Annotated in this window: 16 protein-coding genes and 1 pseudogene; 15 read left to right on the top strand and 2 right to left on the bottom strand. The window is 53.1% G+C overall.

Features of this window, described 5'->3' with window-relative positions; genetic code table 11:
- Positions 1-132: 132 nt before the first annotated feature.
- Positions 133-2,295, bottom strand: coding sequence for a peptidoglycan D,D-transpeptidase FtsI family protein (locus M2108_RS16315; protein WP_277470445.1), 2,163 nt, complete (start codon positions 2,293-2,295; stop codon positions 133-135).
- Between the two features lie 136 nt (positions 2,296-2,431).
- Here M2108_RS16315 and mutT point away from each other — a divergent pair, with 136 nt between their 5' ends.
- From mutT to M2108_RS16240, 15 genes and pseudogenes are all read left to right on the top strand, one after another.
- Complete coding sequence (gene mutT / locus M2108_RS16310; RefSeq protein ID WP_348537943.1) at positions 2,432-2,830, top strand: 8-oxo-dGTP diphosphatase MutT; 399 nt, start codon at positions 2,432-2,434, stop codon at positions 2,828-2,830.
- Between the two features lie 17 nt (positions 2,831-2,847).
- Complete coding sequence (locus tag M2108_RS16305) at positions 2,848-3,171, top strand: nucleoside triphosphate pyrophosphohydrolase (RefSeq protein WP_277470443.1); 324 nt, start codon at positions 2,848-2,850, stop codon at positions 3,169-3,171.
- 4 nt (positions 3,172-3,175) lie between these two features.
- Complete coding sequence (locus tag M2108_RS16300) at positions 3,176-3,526, top strand: hypothetical protein (protein ID WP_277470442.1); 351 nt, start codon at positions 3,176-3,178, stop codon at positions 3,524-3,526.
- Positions 3,527-3,607: 81 nt separating this feature from the next.
- Complete coding sequence (locus M2108_RS16295; protein ID WP_277470441.1) at positions 3,608-4,609, top strand: Gfo/Idh/MocA family protein; 1,002 nt, start codon at positions 3,608-3,610, stop codon at positions 4,607-4,609.
- A gap of 97 nt (positions 4,610-4,706) precedes the next feature.
- On the top strand, positions 4,707-5,642 hold the full coding sequence (locus tag M2108_RS16290) for an ADP-ribosylglycohydrolase family protein (protein ID WP_277470440.1): 936 nt from the start codon (positions 4,707-4,709) through the stop codon (positions 5,640-5,642).
- 31 nt (positions 5,643-5,673) lie between these two features.
- Positions 5,674-5,958, top strand: coding sequence for an alpha/beta-type small acid-soluble spore protein (locus M2108_RS16285; RefSeq protein ID WP_277470439.1), 285 nt, complete (start codon positions 5,674-5,676; stop codon positions 5,956-5,958).
- 290 nt (positions 5,959-6,248) lie between these two features.
- The gene (locus tag M2108_RS16280) at positions 6,249-6,728 is read left to right on the top strand and encodes a hypothetical protein (RefSeq protein ID WP_277470438.1); all 480 of its coding nucleotides are present in this window, start codon (positions 6,249-6,251) and stop codon (positions 6,726-6,728) included.
- Between the two features lie 13 nt (positions 6,729-6,741).
- Positions 6,742-6,954 carry a hypothetical protein gene (locus tag M2108_RS16275; protein ID WP_277470437.1) on the top strand — a complete coding sequence of 71 codons (213 nt, stop codon included), beginning with the start codon at positions 6,742-6,744 and terminating at the stop codon, positions 6,952-6,954.
- Positions 6,955-7,170: 216 nt separating this feature from the next.
- A pseudogene (tnpA, locus tag M2108_RS16270) lies at positions 7,171-7,395 on the top strand (IS200/IS605 family transposase); the annotation flags it as partial.
- Between the two features lie 249 nt (positions 7,396-7,644).
- Positions 7,645-8,673, top strand: coding sequence for a DUF4097 family beta strand repeat-containing protein (locus M2108_RS16265; protein ID WP_277470436.1), 1,029 nt, complete (start codon positions 7,645-7,647; stop codon positions 8,671-8,673).
- Between the two features lie 35 nt (positions 8,674-8,708).
- Complete coding sequence (locus M2108_RS16260) at positions 8,709-9,386, top strand: response regulator transcription factor (protein WP_277470463.1); 678 nt, start codon at positions 8,709-8,711, stop codon at positions 9,384-9,386.
- 18 nt (positions 9,387-9,404) lie between these two features.
- A complete protein-coding gene (locus M2108_RS16255) occupies positions 9,405-10,886 on the top strand; it encodes a sensor histidine kinase (protein ID WP_277470435.1) in 1,482 nt (493 codons plus the stop codon).
- A gap of 478 nt (positions 10,887-11,364) precedes the next feature.
- The gene (locus tag M2108_RS16250) at positions 11,365-11,985 is read left to right on the top strand and encodes a nucleotide exchange factor GrpE (RefSeq protein ID WP_277470434.1); all 621 of its coding nucleotides are present in this window, start codon (positions 11,365-11,367) and stop codon (positions 11,983-11,985) included.
- Entirely contained in the window at positions 11,982-13,874 is a 1,893-nt protein-coding gene (locus M2108_RS16245) for an Hsp70 family protein (RefSeq protein ID WP_277470433.1), read from the top strand. Before M2108_RS16250 ends, M2108_RS16245 begins: the two co-directional genes overlap by 4 nt.
- Positions 13,875-13,887: 13 nt before the next feature.
- Complete coding sequence (locus tag M2108_RS16240; RefSeq protein WP_277470432.1) at positions 13,888-15,168, top strand: J domain-containing protein; 1,281 nt, start codon at positions 13,888-13,890, stop codon at positions 15,166-15,168.
- A 107-nt stretch (positions 15,169-15,275) separates the two neighbouring features.
- On the opposite strand, the gene infC is transcribed toward M2108_RS16240, so the two are convergent.
- Positions 15,276-15,803 (bottom strand): translation initiation factor IF-3, encoded by a 528-nt coding sequence (gene infC, locus M2108_RS16235; protein ID WP_277470431.1) that lies wholly within the window; start codon positions 15,801-15,803, stop codon positions 15,276-15,278.
- Between the last annotated feature and the right edge of the window lie 79 nt (positions 15,804-15,882).

The raw sequence follows: 15,882 nt of genomic DNA, 5'->3' as shown, positions 1-15,882 counted from the left end.
TAAATGGACAATATTTTTATTAAATAGCGCATGAAAAACGAGCCCGTTCCGCTTCCGGAACGGGCTCGTTTGTGTTTGATCCTGCGAATCCCGGCACACACCAGCCTGCTGGTTAATAGATACTTCCTTTGGCTAATCTCCCTGCTCCTGATCCGTTTCAGCTCCGTCTGCAGCTACACCGTCCGCCGTGTTCTCCGCCTGCGGAAGGCTCTTCTTGGGTATACCGTCCAGGCCGTATTCCCAGTCATAAGCGTCAAAAATTTTGCGGGCTACCGGAGCAGCACTGTTGGAGCCGAAGCCGCCTTCAGGGATAACTACAGCGACGGCCAGCTTGGGCTTGTCGCGCGGGGCAAAGGCGATGAATACGCCGTTATCGGCCAGGTGGCTGCTGCTCTTCCCGTTTACCGTTACACCATACTGCTGCTGGGACGTACCGGTCTTGCGGGCGAAATCATAGGGGAAGTCTTTAAATGCACTGACGGAAGTGTTCATCCCCTTGATGACCTCACGCCAGTAGGCCTTATCAAATTTAACCTCATTCAGGATCTCCCTGCCGAAGGTTTTGACAGTATTGCCGGCTTGATCTGTTATTTTGCTGACAAGCTGCGGTTTGATCCGCACACCTTGGTTAGCCAGAGTGGAAGCATACTGGGCGAGCTGCAGCACCGTATATTGGCCCTGCTGCCCGAATGAAGCAAAGACCAGTGCCGACTGGGCACCGCCCCCGCCACTATCCGTATCTGCCTCTTTAAAATAGTTGATCAAACCTTTGTGCTCCCCCGGAAGTCCGCTGCCCGGCAGCTCACCCAGCCCGAACTCCCTCATATATTTATCCCAAACCTTGACACCTTCGGAGCCATATTTTGAGTAGAGCTTTTTGCCAATCATATCGATCATAAAGACGTTGGAGGATTTCTCTATTGCCATTGCCGGACTTTTAAAATAACCGTATGCATGCCCCCCAGAATTGCGGACAGTGGTCTCGTATCCGGCCCGGCCGAAGGTTGTGCTGCCTTTGTCTGGGTAAGACGTGTGTGTGGTGATGAAGCCTTCGTTCAGACCGATTAAAACCGTCAGCGGCTTGATTACGGAACCGAGAAAAACAGTGGAGCTGAAATTATGCCCGGATCGTCCTGAGTTATATGGTGTAACAGCGCCGTTCTGATAATTCTGCTTCAGCTCATTCCACACGTCAGCAGGCATCGTGCCTGTAGTCCACAGATTAGTGTCATAATCCTCCATACTAGCCATCGCTACAACATTTCCTGTGTCCACTTCCATGGCCACCGCATAGCCGGTTAAGGCGTCCGGATGAACCTTCCCCTGTACCGGATTGCTGTGAACCCACTTGATCTGATCCAGGATGGCCTGCTCGGTCTTCATTTGAATGGTTTTGTCGATGGTGGTCCACAGATTATTGCCTTTGACAGGAGGTACTGTCTCCACGATGCCTTCGGCCATATTCTTGGCATTAACAGCTACGCGCAAGTAGCCGTTTCGTCCCCGCAGCTCGCGCTGGTACTGCAGCTCAAGCCCGTCGAACCCTACAAACTCATCGTCCCGGTAGGCCAGACCCGGATCAGCATCATTCCTCATAGCGGCCTGAATGTTCAGATACATATCAAAGCTTTCCTTTGATTTCTTGAAGGGCTTGATATATCCGACCGTCTGTACGGCTACGGTATCCGGATCATAATGGCGTTCATCCTCTTCACTAACCGTCAGATTCGGATACCTGTCCTTATTTTCCATGAAGTAGGCAATTTCCTCATTGTTCAGACCCCGTTTGACCGGACGCGGCATGAAGCCGGAATACACCTTGGAATCCAGATCCATCGCTTTGAGGATAGCCGCTTTGGTCAGCACCTGATCCTCAGGCACCTTGGCGCCGTATTTGGCAAAATCAGCAGCCAGCCCGGCAGCCAGCGTATCCGCTTTGGCAACGGCCTCAGGAGTACGTGCGGTAATGCCGGTGTCTTTGTCAGTCGCGGTCTGGGCGTATTCAGCCGTCAGGGAAAAATACAGCGTCTGCACAGAGGTCGAATAAGCCAGCTTCTCTCCGCCCTTGGCATAAATGGTCCCGCGGATGGAGGCAAGCGGCACATTTTTGGTATCCCGGCTGGCTTCGGCTTCAGTGAGCGTGGAGCCCTCTACAAATTGAATAATGGCAAGACGGACAATAATAATGCAGAATATAATAAACGTGCTGAAGAAAAAGATATTGATGCGCAGACTGAGTGACTGGTTCGGTTGGGGCTCATCCTTCAAAACATTGGGCCTGAATATGTCTTTCACATTTAGCCTCCCCGCAGAAGTACCTGCTCTATAAACTATGAACCTTTAAAAAGGTATACAGATCATATTTTACCATAATAAGCCACTAAATGGCATAATTCATCAGTGCCGGGTAGCGGGATAAAAGGAGCGGAAAATGATGATTGAAGTGGCTGCGGCGATTATCCATAATGAAGAGGGAAAGCTGCTGATCGCCCGGCGGAAGCCGGGCAAAGCGCAGGCCGGACTATGGGAGTTTCCCGGCGGCAAGCTGGAGGAGGGCGAGGATGCCCGGCAGTGTCTGCGCAGGGAGCTGATGGAGGAGCTGAATATCAGCATCCGGCCTTATGAGGCTTTTGGCAGCCATGAGCATGATTACGGCAGCCTGAGAATCAGGCTGATCGCCTGGAAAGCGGAATATACCGGCGGTGAGCTCCGGATGAGCGACCATGATGCCTGCAGCTGGGTGGAGAGGCATGAGCTGGCGGAATATGACTTTGCCCCGGCGGATCTGCCCTTTGTGGAGCGGCTGATGAGGGACAAAATGAACAGCTGAAAGGCGGATGATCTATTGTGACTGAATACAACAAGCTTGTCAGGGACGGTATTCCGGCGCTGATTGCTTCGCAGGGAAAGACATGTGCTACCAGGATAATGGACACCGGAGAATACATACAGGCACTGAGGGCGAAGCTGCGCGAGGAGACGGAGGAATATTTCAGGGCTGAGCAGGACAAGCACGCACTGGAGGAGCTGTCTGATCTGCTGGAGGTGATCCGTGCGCTTGCTGAGGTGCATGGCGGAGACAGCGGGCTGCTGGAGCAGATACGTGCAGAGAAGGCGGCACAGCGGGGCGGGTTTAATAACCGTGTTTTTCTGCTGCATGCGGAGGAGTAGTCCGATGTTCAAAAACAAGATTACATTTTCGCTTAGTGCTGTTGCTGCTACTGCTCCGGTATTATTCTATATGTATTTATACCGGCGGATGCCTGATTTTGTGCCCGTGCACTACGATGGTGCAGTGGCAGACCGGTTCGCTTTAAAAGGGAGCTATGAGATTATTATGATCAGTCTGCTTGGCTGGCTCGGCTTCGGTATGATCAAGCTGCTTCAGCTGCTGCTGCGCAGGCTATTCCTGCGCAGCTATATTGAGAATCTGGCTGTGGTTCACCGGGTCTGGAACGCGGCCACGCTGCTGGTCACAGCAGGCTTTTCAGTGCTGGCCATATATACGCTGCTGGCTATGGTATAAGCCGGCAGCATTCTTTTACACATGAAGCGCAGTTTGATAGAATCAATAGGAGTAAAACTATTTGGGCAGGAGGGAACAACAATGACTAACGATAACGCTTACAAGATAAAATGGGGCATTCTGAGCACCGGCTGGATTGCCCATAAGTTTGCAACGGATCTGGCTCATGCCAGCAATGGTGTCGCTTATGCCGTCGGATCACGCTCGCAGGAAAGTGCGGATGAATTTGCCCGGAACCATGGCATTCCGGTGGCCTATGCTACCTATGAGGAGCTTGTCAGCGATCCGGAGGTGGACGCCATCTACATCGGGACTCCGCATCCGTTCCATAAAGAGAATGCGCTGCTGGCCCTGCGCGCCGGCAAGGCGGTACTCTGCGAGAAGCCGTTCACCGTAAATAGTGCAGAGCTTGAAGAGGTTGTAGCTTACGCCCGTGAACACAAGCTGTTCCTGATGGAAGCCATGTGGAGCCGCTACATTCCGGCCATCGTGAAGGTGCGGGAATGGATCGCGGCAGGCCGGATCGGGGATGTCCGTCTGGTCAAGGCTGACCTCGGCTTCCGCTCAGACTGGAATCCGCAGGGAAGACTGCTTAATCCTGAACTGGGCGGCGGCGCGCTGCTGGATGTCGGCATTTATCCGGTATCCTTCGCTTCCATGATCCTGGGGCCGCATCCGGAGTCAGTATCCAGTACTGTACATATCGGGGAGACCGGAGTGGACGAGCACTTCTCGCTGCTGCTATCCTATGCGGATGGTAAAAGCGCTTCGCTGAACGGCGGTATCCGGCTCACACTTACGGAGGAAGCGCATGTCTTCGGAACCGAAGGCTATATTGTTGTCAAAGACACGCTGGTGAATCCGCGGGCAGCTGAGCTGTACATCGGCGGGGAGCTGGCAGAGTCCTTTGAGCAGGAGCGGGCTTCGGACGGCTATTGCTTTGAGGCCGAGGAGGTAGGCCGCTGCCTGCAGGCTGGCCTGACTGAAAGTCCGGTCATGACGCTGGACGAGTCAGTAGCCATAATGAAGTTGCTGGATCAGGTCCGGGCCCAGTGGGGGCTTAAGTATCCCGGGGAAAAATAATTTTATGCTCTTATAATATCTGCGGCGGCTCTCAGAGAATGTGTTTAATAGCTCTGAGAGCCGCTTTATTACATTAACCATAAAGGAGGAGGAATTTATGGCTTTAAATAAAGACCGCTATCGGGGATGCCTGCACGGGCTGGCCGCCGGCGATGCGCTTGGAACGACCGTAGAGTTCAAAGCCCCGGGTACCTTTGCGCCCATGGACGATATCATCGGCGGCGGGGTCTTTGGACTGCAGCCAGGAGAGTGGACCGATGATACATCAATGGCACTCTGTCTGGCGGAAAGCCTGCTGGTACAGCAGGGCTTTGATCCTGCCGACCAGATGCAGCGGTATCTGAAATGGTTCCGCGAAGGATATCTGAGCAGCACCGGGGAATGCTTTGACATCGGCAATGCTACGCAGGCAGCGTTGCTGAGGTATGAGTCCGGCGGGGAGCCCTACAGCGGCTCGGCCGATCCGCTGGCCGCCGGGAACGGCTCCATTATGCGGCTGGCGCCTGTTGCCATGTATTATGCGGCTAACCCGGCTGAGGCTATCCGTTATGCGGCGCTCAGCTCCAGGACTACCCACGGGGCAGCGGAATGCCTCAGCGCCTGCCGCCTGATGGCCGCCTATATTCTGGCCGGCCTGCACGGCTGGAGCAAGGAGGACATGCTGGCCCCGGAAGCCTTCACAGGCTGGCTGAAAGACGATGAATTGACACCGCATATTCTGGATATCAAGCAAGGCTCTTATAAACATAAGGAGCCGCCGGAAATCCAGGGCAGCGGTTACGTGGTGGAATCCCTGGAGGCGGGGCTATGGGCGTTCCACCACTCCGAAAGCTTTGCCGAGGGGGCGCTGCTCGCTGTCAATCTGGGCAATGATGCCGACACCACGGGAGCGGTATACGGCCAGATTGCCGGAGCTTATTACGGGCTGAGCGGCATCCCGGAAGGCTGGGTGTCGAAGCTTGCCATGCGCAGTCTGATCGACGATTACTCGTTAAGATTGTTGAATACAAAGAAGGACCTTAGGGGAAATTAGAACCAATAACCCTAAGGGAGAGTGAACCAGAATGGCCAGAAGAAACCGGAAATATGCAGTACTTGGGGCAGCGCAGGGCATGCAGAACTTCAAAGCCGACGTAATGAGGCGCGAAGGATACGCGGTGGATCCGAATCACCCGGATGATGTGAAATATGAGGTAGCCAAGGAGCTTGGCATTCCGCTGCAGTCCGGCAATAACGGCAACCTGACAACCGAAGAGGCCGGGCATATCGGCGGCAGAATCGGCGGCTCCATGGTCAGGGAAATGATCCGCCTGGCCCAGGAGCAGCTTGCAGAGAAAGGGCAGTCCTAAACAGCAGCATTCGTAGCATTAATCACAGCAGCCTGATAATCCACAAGCCTAGTCCGGAGCCGCCGCGTCTAGCCTGATCCCCGGTATAAAACGCTCGAACAGCCGTCCGGCATTCATGGAAGAAGCACTGCTGACCGGATTGCTGAACGACAGGACGATACGGCTGCCGTCTGCATGCTGAATTCCGTTACGGATCAGGTTGACATAAGTTTGCTAATCTTTTGCGACATTATTAGTATCTGTATTCATACCACCAATATAAGATATTATTTTATTGGGGGGATGATAGGTTGGCAGATTGGTGGCTTGAAGGGTTGGATGGTTCATTACATAGAGCTTTGTTTACTCAGGCAAACATAGATGACGCCAGGAAAATGAAATGGACCAGCGGACTTCACTGGAGCAAAGAGGTCAGAAATCCACAACGTTTAACATATAAACTTGTCCATGCTATGACCGGGACCATATTAGGAGCTATTTCACTTTCGGATGAAGGTGATCATGTATTTATTCACTTAATGGAATCAGCACCACAGACCCGTTATGGAATTACTCCGCCTCGTTTTTTTATTAATGTCCCCCGACTATTAGTAGCTTTTGCAGGTATGAAAAGCAATCAACTGGGCTATAGTGGTTTCTTGGCCCTAACTCCAAAGACTAACAGAAGGGATTATTTTGAGAAACAATTTAAAGCCGAGCCAGTATATGGCCGAAACATGGCGATTCATGGAGTTGTGTCAAATCACTGGATAACGGTATACTATAAATAAAGGATGTGATCTTATGACAACGCGAAAGATATTACCGGGTATGCAAAATACTTCTGGGCAAAATATAAAGGTGACAGTTGGAGCTGCTGAAATGCAGGATGCGCGCGTCATTGATCCGTCAGGTGCATTTACTACACCGGGTGATAATACCCGCGAAGCTAAGTCTGCAATGTCTGAATATATAAAAAGATGCAAAGACAGCGATGTTCAAATTAACTATCTTTAAATAGAGGCGTTTTCAAAAGCCCCGCACCCGCGGAGCTTTTTTTTTTTTTTTTGTTTTATGGTTTTAGCCAGTTGAGTGCGTGAAACGCGCGAAACAAAAAACCACCCGCTATGCGGGTGGAGGGACTGAGGGTTTGACCACTAAGACCATTCCGATAGAATTGAGATGTTCAGGCTCAAAGGAAAGGAATGGTCAAAGGTGACAAACAAGAGCTAAAGTCTAGCTCACACGAAGTGGATGTGCAAATACCATATCGTGTTCACCCCGAAGTATAGACGCAAAGAAATCTATAATCAAGTGAGGAAAGTTTTAATCGAAATCTTCAAGCGTTTGTGTCAATACAAAGGAGTCGAGATCATAGAGGGACACATGATGCGAGATCACGTGCACATGCTGGTAGCGATACCGCCGAAGATCGCCGTGTCCACGTTCATGGGTTTTGGGCGACGGGTGGTCCTGATTTCTTTTTGTTAATATACACGGGGTGTCCGGAGCAGGCAGGCTCCTGAGCAATCAGCGGCCGGGCTGAAATAGACGGATTTGCTTTTACAGTGGTATGTTATTACATATTAGGAAAAAGCTTTGTCCTGCCCTTCTAATCAAACTCTAATCTGGCTGCAAAGCCTTTCTCATCCTTTGTGGTATACCATTAAGCCGAACAATCACAAGGGATGGGGAGGAATAGAGGTTATGAAAAAATCCGTGAAAATGACAGCGGCGGGATTTGCGGCAGCAGTGCTGCTGTATGCAGGCTCAGGGTTCGGAAGCGGGGTGCTTGCCCGGCAGCTGGATGAGGCTGTTTTTGAAGCGAAGCCGGCCGGACAAGTGAAGACGCCTGTTGCGGTTGAGGTGACAGAGTCGGGATATTCTTTTGACAAAGGGACAACCAGCATCAAATTGGGCGCTGACACAGAGATGATCGCCATTACCGGCGTGAACGGGTCGATTGAACTGAAGCAGGGCAGCGGCACACAGATAGAGGTACATACCAAGGTGGTAGTCGATCATGCATCCCGTACGGAAGCGGAAGCTATCGCAGCCAAAAGCGGAATTAAGGTACAAGAAGGCAAGGAGCTCAGCATCAAGACTTACAGTGAAACGGCCAGAGCGGGTACCCGCTATAATACCAGCATTCATCTGACGGTTACGCTTCCCAAGGCTGTTAAATCAGGAGTGAAGGCGGAGCTTAACAATGGAAATGTGCGTTTGTCTAAAGTGACAGCGGGCGGCCCCATTACATTAGCTGCAGATAACGGAAATATTACGGTAAAAGAGAGCGGGAGCGAGCTCGCCCTGCATACGGACAACGGGGTAGTTACGCTATCAGGTGCCGGGAAAAGCGCAGCAGCCTCTGTAGTGAACGGAAACATTGATGCGACAAAGGTTACAGGGCCGCTTGATATCCGGACTGTAAACGGCAATCTGACTGTTGAGGATGCTTACTCCTCCATCAAGGCAGAAAGCGTTGCAGGCAATATCCATATTGAAACTTCAAAAGTTGGCGGCCACTGGGACGTGTCCAATACAGCAGGCAATGTCTATCTGGCCTGGCCGGAAAAAGCGGATGTGCAGGTAGAGGCCAGTGCAACGTTCGGGAAGCCGGAAACGGATTTTCCGTTAACAGTAAAGGGCGGGAGAGTCAGCGGAACCATCGGCGCGGGAACGTATCGCATTGAGGCTTCTTCGCTAGCCGGTTTGTCTCTTCAGCATAGCAATTAATTTGATACTGTGAGAAGGTGGAGTACCGTTTGAGTATGAAGGAGCATGTCCTGATTATTGAGGATGAAGCTGCCATGGTGCGGCTGCTGGAGCTGGAGCTGGCTTATGAGGGTTATGAGATTACCGTAGCCAGAGACGGGCTGGCCGGTGCCGAGCAGGCAGTGCATGGCAGCTATGATCTTATTCTGCTTGATCTGAACCTGCCGGGGATTAACGGAATTGAAGTCTGCAAAAGAATCCGCGCCGTCAAACAGACGCCGATCATTATGATTACCGCGCGCGATACCGTCAGCGAACGGGTGCGGGGGCTGGATACCGGCGCGGATGATTATGTGCCCAAGCCGTTCGCCATTGAGGAGCTGCTAGCCCGCATGCGTTCGCTGCAGCGGCGGCTGCAGCAGAGCCGGGAGCCGGTGGATCTGCTGGAAGCCAAAGACCTGACGCTCAGCGCAGCTTCGCACCGGGTAACCCGCGCCGGCCAGGACATCGAGCTGTCACAGCGTGAATTTGAGCTGCTCCGCTGCCTGCTGCAGAACAAGAACCGGCTGATGAACCGGGAAGCGCTGCTGAATCTGGTCTGGGGTTATTCCTACGAGGGCGAAACCAATGTGGTGGATGTCTATATCCGCTATCTGCGGATGAAGGTGGATGAGGGCTACGCGGACAAGCTGATCCATACGGTCCGCGGCAGCGGCTATATTCTGAGGGACTGACGGGGAGGGTGAAAAAAAATGAAGGGGTGGACATTCTCCCGCAAGGTCAGCGTATCCATTGCACTGGCCTCCCTGATTGTGGCGGCTGTGCTTGGCGGCTTTGTGTATATTACCTTCAGTCAATGGACGCAGAAGCAGGAGAAAGAGCTGCTCTCCGAAAAGCTCAAGCAATTTGAGCTGCAGATTAAGGAGGTTACCTTCCTGCCTTCTCTGCTCAGGCCCGGCTTCGGAAGAGGGAGCGGGGCGGCAGCGGTGCTGAAGCCGGACCTGTCTTCCTTTGCCGCTGATCTGGATGAAGGCCAGACGCTGCAGCTGCTGGATGACAAGGGGCGCGTGCTCGCGGAGGAGGGCGCGTCAATGGGAGCCGGTGCAGAGACAGGGAAGGACGCAGCGATGCCGGATGGTGCAGAAGCAGAGAAAGGCGCTGCGGTATCGGGCGGTGCAGAGGCCGGGCAGTATGAGGCAGTAAGCAGCCTGACCCTGCCGGTATTTGGCACTGTAACCCTGCGGCTGGCTGACAGCGGGTATTCTGCAGCGGTGGCAGCCTCGCGCGAGGTAGGCCGGCTGCTGCTGCTCGGCCTGCTGCTGGCTGCCGGGGCAGCAGCGCTGGCCGGGTGGCTTGTCGCCTGTTCTGCCCTGAAGCCGATCCGCAGCATGATCGGCGAGGTACAGAGCATCGGGGCAGACAATCTGTCGCACCGGCTTGCGCTGCCTGCTGCGCAGGATGAGCTGCACCAGCTGGGGGCAACCTTTAATGCGCTGCTGCAAAAGCTGAGCGTATCCTTTGAGCAGCAGCGGCGTTTTGTGGCGGATGCTTCCCATGAGCTGAAGACACCGCTGGCCATCATTGAAGGGCATACCCATATGATCCAGCGCTGGGGCAAGCAGTCGCCGGAGGTGCTGGAGGAATCGCTGGGCTACATGATGGATGAGGCGGGCCGGATGAGGGAGCTGATTGCCCAGCTGCTGCTGCTGGCCGAGACGGAGGAGCCGGTGCAGGAGGGAGCCGGGGAAGAATGTGATGTTCAGCAGGTACTGCACGAGCTCCTGCCCCAGACCGTACACGTAGGTCCCGGTGTCACTTTGAGCGCCGGTGAAGCCGGAAATGCCGCTCCATTGCCGGTCAGGATGCCGGCGGGCGCCTGCTATCAGGTGCTGCGCAACATTGTGGAGAATGCGCTGAAATATACACCGGAAGGCGGCAGTGTGCGTATTGCGCATAAGATAGACGTGGATCAGGTCATTGTATCTGTGACAGATACGGGAACCGGAATTTCATCTGAGCAGCTCCCGCATATTTTTGACCGCTTTTACCGGGCGGAAGGGTCGCGGAACCGGGCCAAGGGCGGATCGGGACTGGGGCTGGCCATCGCCAAGGCGATTATGGAGCGATACGGAGGCTCGATCGCCATTGAGAGTATAGAGGGGGCGGGCACCAAAGTGGTGCTGTCGTTTGTGCGGGGAGCGGGCGGTAACTCCTCGATTCCCGAGCCGGACTGATTATATAATCGAGTAGCCAGAGGTTTCTCTTTTTTTTTGAGTTCTTTCAGCCAATACTCATGCTGCCTCAGTACCGTTTGCTTAAGTAATTGCTCGTACTCTACCGGAAAGTCATATTATCCGGCCAGTGCGGGCTTTTTGTTTGTTATGGAACGGGAGAACACTGGATCTCCGGTCACTCGCAAGTGGTCCAAGGGGGAGTCCACCATCGGCAGTCCTTGTCATTCCGGTATCCCTAGGTTTCGCAGGTTCTGCACCTTCGTTCTCGGCTTCTGGTGTTTCTAATTTGTCATGGAGAAAAATGCGGTGGAAGAAATTGATATGTTACAATAATGTGGACCGAATTGACGGGTTATGCTCCAGAGCAGATACACTGAATCTTTTGAAGATAGGGATTACAGCGGGAGGCAAGCACGGAATATTCTATTCGCCGTCTGTGGGCAGAAATTACGAATGACTATGAACCGGGAGGCTAATTATGTGGTTTGGTAAACGGCTTGATGCCGTGCGTGCGGATGTTCAGAGACTTAACGGCTTAATGGAGAGTGCGGGTGCGAAAGCGGATGAACAGCTGAGCGGCATTGCTGAGCAGGGGAGCAAGCTGGCACGGCTAACTTATAAGAATGGGAAAGATACAGCAGACAAGCTGGAACGGTTAAACAGCCTGTTGGAATCTCAGGAGTCCGGCTGGAAGGTGGCCTATGAGCAGGAGAAGGCTCGTTCAGCGCAGAATGCCAACGCGCTGCAATCAGCCGCTGCGGCTATAATGGGCTGGCTTGATGATCTGGATGCTATTGCTGCGGGACAGCGCCAGCAAGAGAATTCCCTTCCGGGCGGATGGGAACAGCTTACAGGCCATTGGCAGGCGCAAATGCTCGGGCAGTTATTGGAGCTTGGACTTAAGGAGATTAATGTGCTGGGCAAGATGTTTGAACCGGCCCTTTGTGAGGCGGTGGGTACCATTCCCATGTCTCCGGATGCCGAATCAATAATACCTTACGAGGTAGTATCCGTCTTAAGAAGAGGCTACCAGTTGGAAGACGGGAGTCTGTACCGTAAAGCTCAAGTAATTACTTTGTCAAAGGAGAGTATGTCATGAGCCAAGAATCCACAGTTCGCCCTGTCGTGGGCATCGATCTGGGTACCACTAATTCTGCTATTGCGTATATTCGTGGCGGTAAGCCTGAGCTTATTGCAGAAGCGGGAGGACAAGTTTTGCTGCCCTCAGTTGTACTGATTGACCCCAAGGGCCAAATCATTGTGGGACAGGATGCAAAGGATGCGCTGGTAGCCATGCCGGACCGTTCTATTGCTGCTGTAAAGCGCAAGATGGGAAACGCGGAGGAGCTTACTTTGGCTGGTCAAAGCTATACTCCGGAGGAAATATCGGCTTTCATACTTAAGGAGCTAAAGCTGCGGGCTGATGAATTATACGGGGACGGGGAGAAGGAAGCGGTAATTACTGTACCGGCTTACTTCAATGATGAGCAGCGCAGAGCTACGAAATATGCAGGTGAACTGGCGGGCTTTGTGGTCGAGCGTATTATTAATGAGCCTACTGCAGCTGCATTGTCGTTCGGTCTGGATCATCTGCAGGAGGACCGTACGTTTCTGGTGTATGACCTGGGAGGGGGTACCTTTGATGTCTCTATAGTGGAGATGTTCAGCGGTGTGCTGGAAGTGAAGGCATCTACAGGTGACCGAATGCTGGGGGGAGAAGACTTCGACTGGCGGCTGGTAGACTGGTTCTCCGAGCAGATTGTAGCGGAGCATGGCGTAGATCCGCGCCTCGATATCAGGGGCAAGGCATTATTAAAAGAAGAGGCGGAGCGGGTAAAGATTGCTCTCAGCACCGAAGAGACTGTCACGGTAGCTCTGCCGCTTGTTACCATTAAGGATAATCATCCCGTAGGCCTGGCGGTAGAGGTTACCCGCGTACAATTCAACACACTGATTAAGGATCTGATTGAAAAGACGATGGAACGGGTGAGCGATGTCATCCGAGAAGCTGAACTGACAGCCAAAGACGTTAATGAAGTACTGCTGGTCGGGGGCTCAACCCGTATTCCTATGGTTAGAGATGCCATTACTGTACTACTCGGCCGTGCTCCCCGTTCGGATGTTCATCCGGATGAGGCTGTAGCGCTGGGTGCCGCTGTGCAGGCCGGTCTGAAGAGTGGTCTGCTCTCCGAGAGTGGTCTGATTGCCACAGATGTGGCGCCCTTTTCGATGGGTATTGCTGTTCTTGCAGAGAGCGCTGGAGGAAGGGAACGGCCTGGAGCATTTGCGCCGATTATCAGCCGAAATACAGTTATTCCGGTTACACGGTCACAGAAATTCTATACTTCTGCTCCGGGACAAACAAAGGTAGGCATTGAAATATATCAGGGTGAGCATGAATGGGTGAAATACAATCACAGACTAGGCGAATTTATGCTGGAGGGCATTCCTGAGGATTGGCGGGGGCAGGAAGCTGTTGAAGTCACCTTCCGCTACAATCTTAACGGAATTCTGGAGGTAGCGGCGCGCAGCGTAAGTTCTGGAGAAGAGATGACAATTACCGTACAGGACGCCCTGAACCGCAATAATCGCCGTGAATTTGAGGAGAGTGTACAGCGGCTGCAGCAGGTGTGGGAGAATGCAGCTAGGGCAGACGACGAACAGGACCAGGAAGAAAATTACGCAGATAATGTCTATGCCGGCCTGGAGGACTGGGACCTGCTGCCCGGGTTTCCGGAGGATCTGGATGAGATTGAGGGGGAATGGGACATCCCTGAGGAGGATGAAGAGCCAACGATGCTACATGAGGCTGGTAAAAGGCTGGTGCAGCAGGCACGTGAAGTGTTGGCGGGCTTGGAGACGAGCCGTCAACCGGAGCTGCTGGGCATGATTTTGGAGCTGGAGCAGGCCTTGCAGGAGGAAGATGTGGACAAGCTGCAGCAGGCTATGGATCAGGTGACAGATCAGCTGATTGAAGCAGAGCTTTAAGGAGGCATAACGAATGAATACGACATCGAATACTCGGAAATCAGGGACAGGCAGAGGCCGCAAAGGCGGAGTTCCGTCTGCTGTGAATTACTATAAGGTATTGGGCGTCCGTGTGAACGCCACACCCCGGTCGATCAAGCAGGGGTATATCGCCAAGGTGAAGGAATTCCCGCCGGAGCATCATCCGGAGGAGTTCCAGCATATCCGTAAGGCTTATGATATTTTGAGAGATCCCGCTAAACGCGCCGAATATGATTTTACCCGCAAATATGGCGATTCGCTAGATACCATCCTGAGCAATGCGGCCGAAGCATTCGCTACAGGAAACTATCCGCTGGCGGAAGAGCTGTACCATAAGGCACTTGAGCTTCATCCGGGCCATACAGGGGCAGGGGTCAGCTTGTCGGCTCTCTATCTCGAAGTGAACAAGCTCAGTTCATTTAATAAAATATGGAAGGAGTTGGAGGCTTCCGCCGCCGATCCGCAAGAGAAAGTAACCGCCACTATCATTAAATGTCGCATACTAATGGATTACGACAGATATGAGAAGGCTCTCAGCGTTATGCGTGCACTGGATAAGAAGTATCGAGGCCTGCGTACGCTCTATATTATGGACTATGCAGATATGCTGCACTACAATGGGCACGACAATGAAGCGTGGCTACTCTTTGAAGAGACGGCGGAGGAGGTAAACGAGGGATGGAATGAGAACCTGGGTATTGAAGATGCGGAAGCTTCGCTGAACTTCTATATTCATTGGATTATGATGATGTTCCACCTTCGTAAAATGCAGTTCTGGAACAAGGTCAAGCAGCGCTTACGCGCCTTTCTGCGCTCTTTGCCTGAAGGTGAACTCAAGGAATTGGCTGTAGAACGGCTGCTGGAGCATTCTATTGAGCTATCAGAGAGTAATGCCTATAAGGAGTCTCTGATCTTCGCAGAGCTCGCCTACTATATCGATCCCAGGAATCCCGGGGTGCTGGAGCAGCGCAGGCTGGCTCAGGAGGGGAATAAGCTGATTCTGGAAATCGACCGGCTGGTGAAGGATAAGCAGATCTATCCAGGTGTCAAAATTAAAGCAATTCAGTTCTTCTCCGAGGAAGCTTACGGTGACTTTGATGAGGGGGGAGAGGAAGGTGACTTGTTTGATATGCACCCTCCAGGACACATTGATGAACTCGGCGGACCAGAGGTAATGGATGCGTTTATGAACGAAGGCATTCGTCATTTGAAACGTAAATATCCGCAGGTATACAAGTTTTATCAGGAGCAATGGGACAAGCTGCTGCGCTGAATGGAGAATATAGGATACCAGCAGATATTTCTGTGAAACGGAGATTGTCCCCTTTACCGGTTATTCATAGAAAGCGTGTATTCTGAGATAATAAGCTGCCGCGTAGCTTAGCGCGGATTCAGCTGCACCTTTGAGCCTTTGCCGCCGCTCTGGATGCCGGTGTCCTTGACTCCGGCTTCCTTCAAATCAGCGACGAGCCGCTCCATTACGGTTTTGGCTGCGGCCGCTTCCTTGGCACCGGAAGCCTGGACATTCAGCAGCACCGGCTTGCCGGAGCGCAGGTGCTTGTCCGCCTGGCGCAGCTTCGTGTCATAATCGTGCTCCTCGATATGGGCGGTGAAGCGCAGCTCCTTGACCTTGACCTTGTCTTTGCCGCCGCTCCGCCCGGCGGCCTGGCCGGAACCGGCCTTGCGTGCGGAGGCCGCTTCCTTCTGGGCCGCAGCCTTTGCTTTGCCCTTGGGCATCAGGGTGCAGGGCGGAGGACTGCTCATCAGCGAGGTGCAGACCAGATCAGCCCCCTGGGACCGGGCCAGCGCCAGCGCTTCCTCCCTGGAGACAATGCCGAGCTTCTCGCCCCGGAGACCGGTAAGCACAACCTCGGACGCCCGTATTTGTTCGTTCATGAATACTGCCATTGATAGTTAACCTCCTGCAAACATGGATACTGTTATCATAACGGGAAGTTGCCTGCCGTTCAATCAGCAGAACGGAGTC

Source organism: Paenibacillus sp. PastM-3 (assembly GCF_029893965.1).
Lineage (GTDB): Bacteria > Bacillota > Bacilli > Paenibacillales > Paenibacillaceae > Paenibacillus_AQ.
This window is presented reverse-complemented; position numbering and strand designations above follow the sequence as displayed.

What these genes read in the sequence shown, in the direction of transcription:
- mutT (WP_348537943.1), top strand. Translation starts at nt 2,432, where the DNA reads ATGATGATTGAAGTGGCTGCGGCGATTATCCATAATGAAGAGGGAAAG.
- M2108_RS16300 (WP_277470442.1), top strand. Translation starts at nt 3,176, where the DNA reads ATGTTCAAAAACAAGATTACATTTTCGCTTAGTGCTGTTGCTGCTACT.
- M2108_RS16295 (WP_277470441.1), top strand. Translation starts at nt 3,608, where the DNA reads ATGACTAACGATAACGCTTACAAGATAAAATGGGGCATTCTGAGCACC.
- M2108_RS16290 (WP_277470440.1), top strand. Translation starts at nt 4,707, where the DNA reads ATGGCTTTAAATAAAGACCGCTATCGGGGATGCCTGCACGGGCTGGCC.
- M2108_RS16285 (WP_277470439.1), top strand. Translation starts at nt 5,674, where the DNA reads ATGGCCAGAAGAAACCGGAAATATGCAGTACTTGGGGCAGCGCAGGGC.
- M2108_RS16275 (WP_277470437.1), top strand. Translation starts at nt 6,742, where the DNA reads ATGACAACGCGAAAGATATTACCGGGTATGCAAAATACTTCTGGGCAA.
- M2108_RS16265 (WP_277470436.1), top strand. Translation starts at nt 7,645, where the DNA reads ATGAAAAAATCCGTGAAAATGACAGCGGCGGGATTTGCGGCAGCAGTG.
- M2108_RS16260 (WP_277470463.1), top strand. Translation starts at nt 8,709, where the DNA reads ATGAAGGAGCATGTCCTGATTATTGAGGATGAAGCTGCCATGGTGCGG.
- M2108_RS16255 (WP_277470435.1), top strand. Translation starts at nt 9,405, where the DNA reads ATGAAGGGGTGGACATTCTCCCGCAAGGTCAGCGTATCCATTGCACTG.
- M2108_RS16250 (WP_277470434.1), top strand. Translation starts at nt 11,365, where the DNA reads ATGTGGTTTGGTAAACGGCTTGATGCCGTGCGTGCGGATGTTCAGAGA.
- M2108_RS16245 (WP_277470433.1), top strand. Translation starts at nt 11,982, where the DNA reads ATGAGCCAAGAATCCACAGTTCGCCCTGTCGTGGGCATCGATCTGGGT.
- M2108_RS16240 (WP_277470432.1), top strand. Translation starts at nt 13,888, where the DNA reads ATGAATACGACATCGAATACTCGGAAATCAGGGACAGGCAGAGGCCGC.
- infC (WP_277470431.1), bottom strand. Translation starts at nt 15,803, where the DNA reads ATGGCAGTATTCATGAACGAACAAATACGGGCGTCCGAGGTTGTGCTT.